Origin of the sequence: Clostridium pacaense (genome assembly GCF_020709765.2) — a bacterium.
GTDB lineage: Bacteria > Bacillota > Clostridia > Lachnospirales > Lachnospiraceae > Enterocloster > Enterocloster hominis.
Genome location: NZ_JAJFEB020000007.1, coordinates 71581 through 86160 on the forward strand (window position 1 = coordinate 71581; position 14580 = coordinate 86160).

Annotated in this window: 10 protein-coding genes; 3 read left to right on the forward strand and 7 right to left on the reverse strand. The window is 52.5% G+C overall.

Going from position 1 to position 14580, the window contains the following annotated elements; all coding sequences use genetic code 11:
* Nucleotides 1–7: 7 nt before the first annotated feature.
* The 6 genes from LK536_RS43200 to LK536_RS43225 all read right to left on the reverse strand — a co-directional run bounded on the left by LK536_RS43200 (nt 8) and on the right by LK536_RS43225 (nt 8603).
* Entirely contained in the window at nt 8–859 is an 852-nt protein-coding gene (locus tag LK536_RS43200; protein WP_227796138.1) for a glycyl-radical enzyme activating protein, read from the reverse strand.
* 244 nt (nt 860–1103) lie between these two features.
* Entirely contained in the window at nt 1104–3986 is a 2883-nt protein-coding gene (locus tag LK536_RS43205; protein ID WP_227796137.1) for a hybrid sensor histidine kinase/response regulator, read from the reverse strand.
* Nucleotides 3987–4149: 163 nt separating this feature from the next.
* Nucleotides 4150–4674, reverse strand: coding sequence for an anaerobic ribonucleoside-triphosphate reductase activating protein (nrdG, locus tag LK536_RS43210; protein WP_227796136.1), 525 nt, complete (start codon nt 4672–4674; stop codon nt 4150–4152).
* Nucleotide 4675: 1 nt separating this feature from the next.
* Nucleotides 4676–6835, reverse strand: coding sequence for an anaerobic ribonucleoside-triphosphate reductase (nrdD, locus tag LK536_RS43215; protein ID WP_025486372.1), 2160 nt, complete (start codon nt 6833–6835; stop codon nt 4676–4678).
* Between the two features lie 235 nt (nt 6836–7070).
* Entirely contained in the window at nt 7071–7310 is a 240-nt protein-coding gene (locus LK536_RS43220) for a hypothetical protein (protein WP_008718323.1), read from the reverse strand.
* Between the two features lie 267 nt (nt 7311–7577).
* Nucleotides 7578–8603 carry a LacI family DNA-binding transcriptional regulator gene (locus LK536_RS43225; protein ID WP_227796135.1) on the reverse strand — a complete coding sequence of 342 codons (1026 nt, stop codon included), beginning with the start codon at nt 8601–8603 and terminating at the stop codon, nt 7578–7580.
* 306 nt (nt 8604–8909) lie between these two features.
* On the opposite strand from LK536_RS43225, the gene LK536_RS43230 reads away from it, so the two are divergent.
* The 3 genes from LK536_RS43230 to malQ are packed head-to-tail and all read left to right on the forward strand — an operon-like array spanning nt 8910 to nt 13589.
* The gene (locus tag LK536_RS43230) at nt 8910–11078 is read left to right on the forward strand and encodes a PTS transporter subunit IIBC (RefSeq protein ID WP_227796134.1); all 2169 of its coding nucleotides are present in this window, start codon (nt 8910–8912) and stop codon (nt 11076–11078) included.
* Between the two features lie 46 nt (nt 11079–11124).
* A complete protein-coding gene (locus LK536_RS43235; RefSeq protein WP_227796133.1) occupies nt 11125–12072 on the forward strand; it encodes an endonuclease/exonuclease/phosphatase family protein in 948 nt (315 codons plus the stop codon).
* A gap of 17 nt (nt 12073–12089) precedes the next feature.
* On the forward strand, nt 12090–13589 hold the full coding sequence (malQ, locus tag LK536_RS43240; RefSeq protein WP_025486369.1) for a 4-alpha-glucanotransferase: 1500 nt from the start codon (nt 12090–12092) through the stop codon (nt 13587–13589).
* 44 nt (nt 13590–13633) lie between these two features.
* Here the strand turns inward: malQ and garR are convergent, their stop codons facing one another.
* Nucleotides 13634–14518, reverse strand: a complete 885-nt coding sequence (gene garR / locus LK536_RS43245) for a 2-hydroxy-3-oxopropionate reductase (RefSeq protein ID WP_227796132.1) — start codon at nt 14516–14518, stop codon at nt 13634–13636.
* Nucleotides 14519–14580 lie beyond the last annotated feature (62 nt).

Genomic DNA, 14580 nt, shown 5'->3' on the forward strand with positions numbered 1-14580 from the left:
TCCTCCTCTATATCCTGCGGCAGGGGATCCCTGCCCGTTCAAACACGGACATGTCAAGCTCCGGTTCCTGGCCTTCGTCAAATTCCGGGGAGTACTCCATTCCCACCATGGAGTACTTGGCGCCCGCCGTCACATGGTATGGAAGAAGCTCCACCACATCCAGGTTCCTGGCCCCGGCCAGCGCTGCCGCGGTCCTCTCATAATTCTCCCGGTCGTCATTGACCCCCGGTATGACCGGGATCCGTATCCGGAATGCCTGACCGCTTTGCTTAAGATACTCCAGGTTCCTTAAAACAGGTTCATTATCAAATCCCGTATAATGCCTGTGTTTTTCCCCGTCCATGAGCTTTAAATCCATGATTACATAATCCAGAAGTCCGGCTGCCTTCTCAAACAGCTCCGGCTGGGCATAGCCGCTTGTCTCGATGCATGTATGTACATCCCCAAGCCGTTCCAGGCATTCCAGCAAAAACCGCGGCTGGCCCAGAGGTTCCCCTCCGGAAAAGGTAATCCCTCCCCCCACCTGTTCCAGATAATCCTTATCCTTTAACAGATGCCCTGCCAGCCATTCTGCCGTCACCTCTTCCCCGCAGATGCGGATCAGGTTCTTGGGGCAGGCCCTGACACAGCTGCCGCAGAGCACGCATGCGTCCGGATGGCTGCAGGCATCCCTGCACTTGCCGCAATGAAGGCATCCGTTACCGGAACGCATGAGCTGTGGTTTGTACGACAGTCCTTCCGGGTTGTGGCACCACATGCACCTTAAAGGACATCCCTTTAAAAATACGGTGGTCCGTATACCGGGTCCGTCGAATACAGACAATTGCCTGATATCAAAAATTGTCCCTATTTCACTCACGATTGCCTCCTTTTTCTAACATTATCGTTCACATTAACGATAACATTAACGTTAATGTATTTGTATTATAGGGCTATTCCACCAAATAGTCAAGAGGGATTTTCATTTTTTTATGGAAAACATGCAGGATCATCCTGATATGGTTCTTATAAATGCCGGAAATGCCGGGTGCACATCCGTTTCATGCTGCCGCAATATGAAAGGGACCTGCATCAGCAAGTCCCTTTCTTCATGGTTCCCATATCTATACATACTTTTTAAGTTCATCCAAAACCACCTTTATATCCAACGGCTTGACCAGATATCCTGTCATCCCCGCCTCCATGGCTGCCATCCTGTCTTCCTCAAATGCATTGGCAGTCATGGCCAGAATCGGAATCTGCCCTGCATCCCCGCGTTCCAGTCCGCGGATGGACCGGGTTGCCTCCATGCCGTTCATGACAGGCATCCGGATATCCATAAGTACTGCCTGGTAATAATCCGGGGCATTATCCCGAAACAGGGCAACTGCCTCCTGGCCGTCCCGGGCAGCCTCCACCTCCATGCCGTACATCTCCAGCAGGGTCTTGGCAATCTCCCGGTTCAGCTCGTTATCCTCCGCCAGCAGGATACGGCAGTGATGGAAATCCGTTTTTTCCACCCGTTCCTCCTCAGGATGGTTCCGCCTTACGGCTCCTGCAAATGCATCAAACAGGGAATTCCTGAACAGCGGCTTTGGTACGAAACAATCCACCCCGGCCTTCCTGGCGTCCTCCTCTATGAAGCTCCAGTCATAGGCCGATATCATGATGATTGTGGTATCAGGTCCCACCAGCCTGCGGATGCGTCTGGCGGTCTCCACACCGTCCATATCCGGCATCTGCCAGTCAATCAGGGCAATATCATAGTACCTGCCATGCCGGAGCTGGCGTTCCACTTCCTCCACCGCCTTAAAGCCCGAGTCCACCCAGACAGAATTAGCTCCGGCGTCCTTTAGGATTTCGGTGCACTGGCACCCCACCACCGGGTCATCATCCGCCACCAGGACGGCCAGACCGTTTAACAGTTCCTGCTGCTTCCTCTGCCTCTCCTTCTGCTCATCGTCCTCCACCAACTTAAGGGGAATGGTCACTGTAAATGCAGCCCCCTTGTTCTTCTCACTCTCCACTTCAATGGTCCCGCCCATAAGCTGCACCAGGTTATAGACAATGGACAGCCCCAGGCCGCTTCCCACATTATTGCGGGCAGCCTCCGGGGACTCCTGCTCAAATGGCTGGAAGATACGGCTGCGGAACTCCTTTGACATACCGATTCCCGAATCCCTGACACAGAACCGGATATAGGAAAATCCATTGGTGCGCTTCTGTTCCTGGATATTAATCTGTATCAGTCCGTCGGCCGAAGTGAATTTAAGCGCATTGGACAGGAGGTTTAAGAGGATCTGCTTGACCCTCAGGGAATCACCCACATAGTACTGTTCCAGGGGTTCCTCATGGTAAATCTCGTACCGGATTTTCTTTTCCTGCGCCTGCGGGTAGACAATCTGGTCAATCTCCCCTATCAGTTCGGCAAAATCAAAATATTCCTGGGACAGTTCCATCTTCCCTGTCTCTATCTTGGACATATCCAGTATGTCGTTAATCAGGGACAGCAGGTACCTGGAGGAAGCGTCAATCTTCCGGAAACAATCCTGCACGCTCCTATCGTCCCCCAGCTTCAGCTGGCCGATGGTGCTCATGCCGATGATGGCGTTCATGGGCGTGCGGATATCATGGCTCATCCTGGAAAGGAAATCGGATTTGGCCCTGTTGGCAGCCTTGGCCGATGCAAGGGCGTCCCTGAGAAGCTGCTCCTGGCGGGCCTGTTCCGCCCTCTGGGCATCCAGGACCTTGACCAGGATAATGGCAAGCATGTCACCATTAAACGGGTTCTCCACATAGATGATCTGCAGGGAAATCCAGTGGTATTCATCGTCCTTCCCAATCTGCCGGAACTCCATATAGATTTCCCGTTCCCCGGCCGCAAAGCGCTCCATCACATGTTCCCGCTTAAAATGGCTGATATAATCTTCCTGATAAGCAGGATATACAAGGGGACAGAAATATTCAAGCATCCCGGAGTAGCTGCCCTGGCGCTTACCGGCATAAAGCTCCTGCCCTTCGATGAAGCAGTTAAATGTATCCCTTGTGAGGTTCACGCTCATGATCAGGGGGTATGCGGTACAGATGGCTGCCTGCAGGGACCTGTTCTCAATCATCTGCTGGCGTTCCTGTTCCAGTTCCATACGCCTGAGTTCAGTGATATCCGTAAATACGGCCTGTATCACTTCCAGACCGTCCGCATTGACAATCCTTCCCATGACCACGCTGATCCATATCTGCCTGCCATCCCTGCGGACCCCCTGGCGTATATAGGCCACCGTGTCCCCGTCCAGCACAAGGCCGTCCACCAGGTCCTCAATCCATTTCCTGTCCTGGTCCGATACCAGGTCATAGGGACTTCTGATGACGGAACGGTATTCCGCCTCTGATCCGAACCCGTATGCTTCCCACACCATCCGGTTCACATTGATGATCCTGTGTTCCGGGTCCGTGGAAAACTGCAGGATCCCGCATGGCACCGAGTTATACAGCTGCGACAGGAAATCCGCCTGCTGCTTATACTCCTGCTCCTTTTTCTCCAGCACTGACTCCAGTCTCTGATATGCCTGCGTGGCGGCCTCCAGGGGGAACAGCTCCCCCTCCTGTATATCCTTAAAAGGCGCTGAATTATGTATGTGGATTGTCTTAAGCCCATCCTCATGTTCCTGGAAGATAAAGGTAATCCTTTGATGGATATTCAGGAATATCCCGGTTCCAGCCTTGGAGCGGAGCATGCTCATCCCCTCGCACAGGTAATTGCCGCCCCCCAGATTCCTGGTTTCATAGACTTCGTCAAACATGTCACATGGCGATAATTCATCCTTTCCAGCCCTAAAGCAGGCAGCCACAGCTTCCTTCCCCTCTGCCTTCTGCCTCTCCCCGGCCCCAAGCCATACAATATCATCTGTAAATGTGGATATAAGGAATTCCACATCACAATCGCAGAAATACCTGGTCAGGATCTTCCTGGCAAATCCCTCTATTTCTTCCTTAGACCTATTACCCATACTCTCTTTTAAACCTCATAATAAAAGCCTCCCGGCTGATTTCCGTGTGAACCGCTCATCTATACCATAACTAATCCAGTATAACATTTCAGCAGGCCAAACGCAACGCGCAGGGAGGCAGATAATCTTATATTTTCAACTTTTTCTAACTTATCCGGCTCTGTCAGGACAGTTTCTTCATGACAATTCCACTATTTTCCAAAGATGCCCTCACATCAATGATACGCTGGTTGGAGGAACCGCGGAAAGGAAGGCTGATATCCTTCAACCCTTCCACAAACCTACCGTCCACCAGCACATCAATCATGCCCAGCATCCTGTCCGTAACCTCACACCTGGCCCGGCTCTCTTCCAGAAGTTCCTTATCCATGAGATATCCTGTATAACACCAGATATCCTTCTCAGGAAAACGCTCCCTTACCCGTTTCAGAAACGGCAACAGCGCCCTCTGGTTCTCCGGCTCAAAAGGCTCGCCGCCCAAAAGCGTCAGGCCGTTAATATAATCCGGTGACAGGGCGTCCAGTATCTCCTCCTCTGTCTCAGGAGTAAAGGGATTTCCGTATGAAAAATCCCATGCCTCCTCATTAAAACAGTTCCTGCAATGGTGTGTGCATCCTGACACAAACAGGGATACCCTGACGCCCTCCCCGTTGGCGATATCATTTTTTTTGATTGTCCCGTAATTCATATTATAAATGCAGCACCCTTTCCTTTATCTCCTGGGTCCTTCCCTGGTTCCAGAACTGGGTTCCGATATAACCGCAGGTCCTGCGGGCCACATTCAGCTTGTTCTCATCCCGGTTGCCGCACTTGGGGCATTCCCATACCAGCTTGCCGCTGTCATCGTTCACAATACGGATTTCCCCGTCAAAGCCGCATTCCTGGCAGAAATCGCTTTTTGTATTCAGTTCCGCATACATGATATTGTCATAAATGTAGCGGATCAGCTGAAGCACGGCCGGAATATTATTCTGCATGTTGGGGACCTCCACATAGCTGATGGCGCCGCCTGTGGAAAGGGCCTGGAACTGGGATTCGAATTTCAGCTTTGCAAATGCGTCAATCTCCTCTGACACATTCACGTGATAGCTGTTGGTGATATAGCTCCTGTCCGTCACTCCCTCAATGATGCCAAAACGCTTCTGGAGGCATTTTGCAAACTTGTAGGTGGTGCTTTCAATGGGTGAACCGTAGATGCTGAACCCGATATTGGTTTCATCTTTCCAGCGGTTGCAGGCTTTGTTCATATACTCCATGACCTCCAGGGCAAACGGCGTTGCCTCCGGGTCGGTGTGGGATTTGCCTGTCATATACTTCACGCACTCATAGAGGCCCGCATATCCAAGGGAGATGGTGGAATACCCGCCGTAAAGCAGCCTGTCAATGGTCTCCCCCTTCTTAAGCCGCGCCAGCGCGCCGTTCTGCCAGAGGATAGGCGCCGCATCTGAAAGCGTGCCCTTCAGACGGTTATGGCGGCACATCAGCGCGCGGTAGCAAAGGTCCAGGCGCTCATCGAATATGTTCCAGAACGCATCCATGTCCCCGCCGGAAGACAGCGCCACATCCACCAGGTTGATGGTGACCACGCCCTGGTTGAAACGGCCGTAGAACTTATAATTGCCATCCTCATCCTTCCAGGGGCTTAAGGCACTGCGGCATCCCATGACAGGGAAGCAGTTGCCTTCCTTCAGTTCCATCATCTTTTTCTCGGAAATGTAGTCGGGAACCAGACGCTTTGCAGTACATCTGGCAGCCATTTCCGTCAGGTAATAGTACTCGGTGCCCTCAGTGATGTTATCCTCCTCCAGCACGTAAATCAGCTTGGGGAACGCGGGCGTGATCCACACCCCTGATTCATTCTTAACGCCCTGGTAGCGCTGCTTTAAGGACTCCTCGATAATCAGGGCCAGGTCCTTTTTCTCCCTCTCGTTCTTCGCTTCATTCAGGTACATGAACACGGTCAGGAAAGGCGCCTGTCCATTGGTGGTCATCAGGGTTATGACCTGGTACTGGATGGTCTGCACGCCCTTGATTACCTCTTTGCGCAGCCGGTTCTCCACCACCTGGCGGATGGCTTCCTCGGAAGGGGTGCAGCCGAATGTCTTAACCTCCTCCAGTACCTCCGCATGTATTTTCTTTCTGGATACGTCCACAAAAGGAGCCAGATGTGCCAGGCTGATGCTCTGTCCGCCGTACTGGTTACTGGCTACCTGGGCAATGATCTGGGTGGCAATATTACAGGCCGTGGAAAAGCTGTGGGGCTTCTCAATCCTGGTCTCACTGATGACCGTGCCGTTCATAAGCATGTCCTCCAGGTTTACCAGGTCGCAGTTATGCATGTGCTGGGCAAAATAATCGGAATCATGGAAATGTATGATTCCCTCCTTGTCCGCCTCCACAATATCCTGGGGAAGAAGCATCCTCTTGGTCAGGTCCTTGCTGACCTCGCCCGCCATATAATCCCTCTGCACGCTGTTGACCGTCGGGTTCTTGTTGGAATTTTCCTGCTTCACATCCTCATTATTGCACTCAATCAGGGAAAGGATACGGTTGTCCGTGGTGTTGGCCTTACGGATAAGGGAGCGCTGGAAGCGGTACCTTACATAATCCTTCGCCAGCTCAAAAGCGCCTGTGGACATGATCTGGTTCTCCACCATGTCCTGGATTTCCTCCACTGATACTGCACGGTTCAGCTTATCACATTTGTACTCCACATAATCCGCAATGTCCTTGATCTGTTCCATGCTCAGCTTGCTCTTGCCCGCTGCCACGTTGGCCTTGGAGACAGCCACCACAATCTTATTTATGTCAAAATCTTCCTCCGCGCCATTCCTCTTGATAATCTTCATTGTCACTACACTCCTTTTATCCGTCTACTCTCATACGCCGCCGCGTCCCCCGCGGTCCGGTGTATCTGTATCCTATCATATAATCCTGGAAAAATCTGTTGCTTGTGCAACAGTATATGATTTTAGCACTAAATGTTGTGTTTTTCAAGGGGAATATATACGATAGGATGTATTTCAGTAAAACGCTTGAAAGGCGTGGATTTTAGTAATGCCAGTTCATCATTGTGCTGATTTCCTAATCCAGGTAGGCTCCCACCGGGGAGGTATTATACTGCTTCAGTATCTCAATCAATACGGACCCGTCCGGCTCCACTGTCTCGGAAAGTATCTTGTACTGGGTCCGGTTCCGGTCCAGCTGCATCTTGTATTTGTCCACTTCCTCTTTGACCAGCTTCACCGCCAGGTCGCTGCTTACATCCTCCTTCAGCATAAAATGCAGGGTCTGTCTGATACATGCCGCTTTGATTCTTTTCATTCCTTACACCTTCCTAATCATAATTTTATATCAATGCCAAAGGCACCAATACCGTCTTATACGGCAACTAAAAAAGGCCCTTCTCACTCAGCGAATTTGAGCGAAACAGGCCTTCTTCCGTTTACCCGAAAATTACCAGTGGAGATTATCCATATAGATGAAAAATCCTCTGAAATCTTATGTTTTCCGGTATTGATTATATCATATTTCCCGAATCTTCGTAAGTAAAATTTTCCAGTTCCTGCACACTGTCCTTACATATGGTCCTTATCTGCCGGCCCTTGCGCAGCTCCCCCGCTCCACCATATGATGGGGCACGATGATCTTCGTTGCAACCAGTTCCGGATTCTCCACGTGGCTGATCATCTGGGCCGCTGCCTCTATCCCCAGCTGGATGGAATTCACATCCACGGATGTGAGGGGCGGGGTGGTGAACCTGGAAAGCAGGGAGTTATTAAAGGAAATGATGGAGACATCCTCAGGTATGGACAGCCCCAGTCCGATACACGCCTTTTCAAGGGCCACTGCCAGTATATCGTCACTGACCAGGACAGCCGTAGGACGGTCCTGCCTTGTAAGCAGGGCCATCAGCACCTGGTTCTGGGCTTCCGGCACAGCCGGCGCCTCCACACACAGCCCAGGCCGAAAGGGAATCTGATGCTCCGTCAGTGCCAGCATATACCCCATCTTCCTGTCATTGTTAAACAGCAGGGAGTGGTCGCCTGACAGATAGGCAATCCTCTCATGGCCCAGGCTTAACAGGTAAGCCGCCGCCTCCCTGCCTGCAAGCACATTGTCATTGTCCACATAGATGGTCTGGTTCACATTCCTGTACGCCTTTCCAATCAGCACATATAACAGCCCTTCCTCGTACAGGTAGTCCAGGACCGGGTCCTGCTCCTTGGAATACAGTACAATAAATCCTTCCGCCAGCCCGGTCCTTGCCATATTCTTTATGACCTGAAGTATCTCATCCTCGTTCTGGCCCGTGATTACCGTATTGATATACTGTTTCTGATTACAGTACTGGCTGATGCCCCGGATCACTTCCAGATAAAACGCATTCTGGTATGCCTCCCACTGGGATGGGGGCAGAATGATCCCAATGGTCCTGGAATTCTGGGTAGCCAGGCTGCTGGCCTGGAAATTAGGCTCATACCCCAGTTTTGCCATGGCCTGCCGTACCTTCTCCTTGGTCTGGCGGCTGATGGACGGATGGTCCTTGCAGGTGCGGCTTACGGTTGACGGGGATACTCCGGCAAGGGCGGCAACATCTTTAATTGTAACAGGCATAACGCGCCTCCTTAATCATCAGATTCACTTGAGGATTCAATCACTCTTCCTATATTGTAATATTCAATGCAACTTTTGTCAAACTTTTTCGCAATGTTTGCGTAACTTTCAATCCTATAATTGCATGAATTTACACTGAAATCTTGCACAAAACCCCATTACCATTTTTGTGCAAAAGGTAGAAAGAACTGTTTTTTCATAAATGATGCTTGCATTCCATCCGCAAACGGGCTATATTTAACGCAAGCGGTTGCGTAATTTAATGCAACTATTCGCGTAACATAATTTCAGGAGGTCAGGTCACATATGAACAAAAAAGACGACGGCTGTATCGGCATCAGGATTTTGTCTCCCTTAACAGGGACAGCAGTAGCATTAGAGGAAGTACCGGATCCGGTATTTTCCCAGAAAATCATTGGGGATGGGATTGCCATCATCCCACAGGACGGGAAACTGGTAAGCCCCATTGACGGTGAGGTTGTATCCGTGGCAGAAACCCTTCATGCCTATGGGCTGCGCTCAGAGGACGGGATTGAGGTCATGGTGCACTTCGGCCTGGAGACCGTGGCATTAAAAGGGGAATATTTTACATGCCATGTAAAACAGGGGGATAAGGTAAAAGCAGGGGACCTGCTGGCAGAAGCCGACCTAAAGGGGCTGGAGGAAAAGCAGGTCAGCCTCATCACTCCCGTACTCATCTGCGGCGGTATGGAAAACCGCACCATGAACACGGTCACCGGCCCTGTATCCGCTGGCAGGGATACCGTAATCACGCTGCTGGATAAGTGTCCGCCGGATGACGCCCCTGCCCCTGGACCTGAAAAGAAAAAATCCAGGTCCCCCATCAACTTTGATTTCCTCCAGAAGCTTGGCAAGGTCCTGATGACCGTAATCGCGGTCATGCCCGCAGCCGGACTCATGATCAGCGTGGGGAAGCTGGTACAGATGGCCGGAGGGGACATGAATTTTGTCCTTACCCTGGGAAGGACCATGGAAACCATCGGATGGGCCATCATCAATAACCTGCACATCCTCTTTGCCGTGGCCATCGGCGGTTCCTGGGCAAAGGAACGTGCCGGAGGCGCATTTGCAGCCGTGATTGCATTTGTCCTTATCAATGTCATCACCGGAGCCCTGTTCGGCGTCAGCAGCGCTGACATAAGTAACCCCGAGGCCGTCACCCGCACCCTTCTCGGACAGGAGATCCTGGTAAATGGATACTTCACCTCAGTCCTTGGCGCGCCTGCACTTAATATGGGCGTGTTCGTGGGTATCATATCCGGATTTGCAGGCGGGGTCATCTATAACAAATATTACAACTACAGGAAACTGCCGGACGCATTGGCATTCTTTAACGGCAAGCGTTTCGTTCCCATGGTGGTCATTGCATGGTCCGTCGTCATTTCCCTGGTGCTGGCCATTGTGTGGCCGGTGGTGCAGACCGGGATTAATTCCTTCGGCGTGTGGATAGCTAATTCCTCAGACACCTCCCCCATACTGGCGCCCTTTATATACGGGACCCTGGAACGTCTCCTCCTGCCCTTTGGCCTCCATCATATGCTGACCATACCGATGAACTACACTTCCTTTGGGGGAACTTACACCATCCTTACAGGGGTCAACGCAGGCTCACAGGTATTTGGCCAGGATCCCCTGTGGCTTGCATGGGCCACTGACCTGATTAACCTGCAGAACGCCGGGGATATCGCCGGATACCAGAACCTGCTCACCACCATCACCCCTGCCCGCTTTAAGGTGGGACAGATGATTGGCGCAACCGGACTGCTTCTTGGTATTGCGCTGGCAATGTACCGCCGCGTGGACGTGGATAAACGCAGTAAATACCGCTCCATGTTTGTTTCCACCGTACTGGCCGTATTCCTGACCGGTGTGACGGAACCGCTGGAATTCATGTTCATGTTCTGCGCACTGCCACTATATCTGGTATATGCCGTGCTTCAGGGATGTGCATTTGCCATGGCCGGTATCATCCATCTGCGTCTGCATTCCTTTGGCAACCTGGAGTTCCTGACCCGTATCCCCATGTCCCTGAAAGCCGGACTGGGAGGCGATATCATTAACTTCATCATCTGTGTCGCGGTTTTCTTTGCCGTGGGATACGCCATTGCCTATTTCATGATTGGCAGGTTCCATTTTGCCACCCCGGGACGGCTGGGCAACTACACGGATGACAACGGGTCCGGGGACAGCCAGGACGCGCCTGAAAAGCAGATTTCCGGCAACCGTCAGGCTGAGCGCATCATCACGCTGTTGGGCGGCAGGGATAATATCCTGCTGGTGGACGCATGCATGACCCGGCTGCGCGTTACGGTAAAGGATATCACAAAGGTGGCTGAACTGGCTGACTGGAAGGCGGAAGGGGCCATGGGCCTGATTAAGAAAGACCAGGGCATCCAGGCCGTATACGGCCCGAAGGCAGATGTACTGAAGTCCGATATTAATGATATACTGTAAAACAGAGCCGGAGCGGAATATCCAGCAGCCCACAGGAAGGAGTACCATGAAACTGATGACATTAAACACCCACAGCCTTGAGGAAGAAAACTACGAGGCCAAGCTCCACGCCTTTGCCGAAGGCGTCTGCAGGGCTGAGCCGGATATCATAGCGCTTCAGGAAGTCAATCAGACCCAGATTGCTGCCCCGGTGGACAAAAAGGATCTGGAACTATATGGGTATGTGCCATGTGCTCCTTGTACTCCATATGCCCCCCATGCGCAATGTGCGTCCGTCTCCCAATGCAGCGTTCATCCCTCCCCCATCCCCCGCACGGATAACCATGCATACCGCGCAGCCAGGATCTGCGCGGAGCACGGCAGGCCCTACCATTGGACCTGGATCGGGGCTAAGACCGGATACGGTAAATACGATGAGGGCCTGGCCATCTTAAGCCGGATTCCCATTGCGGAAACAAAGCAGTTTTATATCACAGCCTCACAGGACTATGCCAACTGGAAGACACGCAAGATCTTAGGGATAGGTATTGCCGCGGAACATGGCGTGGAATATTTTTACAGCGTCCATATGGGATGGTGGAAGGATGAAGACGAACCATTTGAAGGACAGTGGGAACGGATCCGAAGGGAGCTGGGGGATAGGGCATGTCTGGAAACATGCCCTGGCCCTGTACCTGCCCCTGTGTGGCTCATGGGCGATTTCAATTCCCCTGCCCATGTACGGGGCGAGGGCAGGGACCTGATACGCGGCTTCGGATGGCTGGACAGCTACGAACTGGCTGGCAGCAAAGACAGCGGGATCACGGTGGGCCATGCCATTGACGGCTGGAGGGAACAGGGGGATGTTTCCGGTATGCGCATTGATTATATCTGGACCAGCCGCAAGGTCCCGGTCCGGTCCTCCCGCGTCATATTTAACGGCTCCTATGAGCCAATCGTGTCGGACCACTATGGAATCATCGTGGAATATGAACCAGGGCATCATTGCCCATGAAAAGGAGTATATAGAAAATGAAACGAGAAAGCGGAATCTTACTGTCCATTGCCAGCCTGCCTTCCAGATATGGAATCGGCTGTTTCTCAAAGGAAGCCTACGAATTCGTGGACCAGCTGAAACAGGCCGGCCAGTCCTGCTGGCAAATCCTTCCCCTGGGTCCCACAAGCTATGGCGATTCCCCCTACCAGTCCTTTTCCACCTTTGCCGGGAATCCATATTTCATCAGCCTGGAGGATTTGATTGAGGAAGGGGTGCTGACCAGAAAGGAATGTGAAAGCGCTGACTTTGGGGCGCATCCCGGGGCCGTGGACTATGCAAAGATATATAAGGAACGTTTCCCCCTCCTGCGCCTTGCCTATGAGCGCAGCAACATCAGCCAGGATGAGGAATTTAAACAGTTTTCAGCCGATAATAAGTGGTGGCTTGAAGACTACGCCCTGTTCATGGCCGTAAAATCCAGATTTGACGGAAAACCATGGACACAGTGGGCAGAGGATATCCGCCTGCGCTGGCAGAATGCCCTGGACTACTATCGGAGGGAACTGTATTATGACATTGAGTTCCATGAATATCTCCAGTTTAAATTCATCCGGCAATGGAATAAGCTAAAATCCTATGCCAACCATAACGGCATCCGCATTGTAGGCGACATCCCCATCTATGTGGCCATGGACAGCGCCGATGCCTGGGCGCATCCTGAACTGTTTGAGCTGGACCGGGACAATGTCCCCACTGCTGTTGCCGGCTGTCCGCCGGACGGCTTCTCCTCCACGGGCCAGCTCTGGGGCAATCCGCTTTACCGCTGGGACTATCACAGGCAGACCGGTTACCAGTGGTGGATCAGCCGCCTGTCCTACTGCTATAGGCTGTATGATGTGGTGAGGATTGACCATTTCCGTGGATTTGACGAATACTACTCCATCCCGGCAGGCTCTGACACAGCCATCGGGGGCCACTGGGAACAGGGGCCTGGCATCGGGTTCTTCCATGCAGTAAAACAGGCCCTGGGCGAAAAGGAAATCATCGCCGAGGACCTTGGGTATGTGACGGACTCGGTCCGCCAATTGGTTAAGGACTGTTCCTTCCCTGGCATGAAAGTGCTGGAATTTGCCTTTGACTCCAGGGATTCAGGCTGCGCCAGCGATTATCTGCCCCACAACTATCCTGAAAACTGTGTGGCCTACACAGGTACCCATGACAATGAAACCATCACGGGGTGGTTTAACTCCATCACGCCCGCGGAGCAAACGCTTGCCAGGGACTATCTGTGCGATTCCCATACGCCGGAAAACAGATTATATCTGTCCTTCATCAGCCTGATCATGCGCAGCCAGGCCCGGCTGTGCATCATCCCCCTTCAGGACTACATGGGACTGGACAATGACTGCCGCGTCAACACTCCCTCCACAGTAGGCGCAAACTGGAAATGGAGGCTCCTCCCCGGCCAGGTCACAAAGGAACTGCTTCAGACCATCGGGGCTGTCACGCTGCGGTACGGGCGCTGGAACTGGTAAGGACATGGGAGGGATATCCCCCATCCTTTTTTATCCCCGCCATATCAGACGCGGATTTCCGTTCCCGTCAGCTTCTCATAATATCTTGCAATGGCGCTGTGGTCATTCTCCCCCAGTCCGTCCGCGTGCAGGTTCTGCATCATCTCCATCACCTGGGAGGTTAGGGGAAGGGGGGCGCCGACTCCGTGGCCGGTTTCCAGGGCATTGCCCAGATCCTTGATATGGAGGTCAATCTTGAATCCCGGTTTGAAATTGCCGTCCGTAATCATGGGAACTTTGGCATTCATGACCGTGGAACCGGCCAGCCCGCCTTTGATGGCCTCAAATACCTTAACCGGGTCCACACCGGCCCTGGTACTCAGCATGAATGCCTCGGATACAGCCGCAATGTTAAGGGCCACGATTACCTGGTTCGCCAGCTTGGTGGTATTCCCTGCGCCGATATCCCCGCAGTGGACCGCACTGGCCCCCATGGTCATGAGCACGTCATAGACCTGGTCAAATACCTCTTTATCACCGCCCGCCATGATGGACAGGGTTCCGTCCACAGCCTTTGGTTCCCCTCCCGACACCGGCGCATCTATCATCCTTATGCCCTTTTTTGCACATTCCCGGCATATTTCCTGGGAAGCCAGGGGCGCGATGGAACTCATGTCAACCAGGATGGTTCCCGGAACAGCGCCTTCAAGGACCCCGTCCGTTCCCAGCACCACGCTCTTTACATGGGGTGAATTGGGCAGCATGGTGATGACCAGGCCGCACCGGGCGGCTGCGTCCTTTGAGGAGGAAGCCGCCTTCGCGCCGTCCTTTACCACCTCATCCATGTTGGATTCCACCACATCGTATACGATTAATTCATGTCCTGCCTTTAACAGGTTCCTGACCATGGGTTTTCCCATGATTCCCAAACCGATAAATCCGATTTTCATCGTCCTTTGCTCCTCTCTCTTTTCCTAACCGCTTATTATTCCTAACCGCTTATATATCCGCC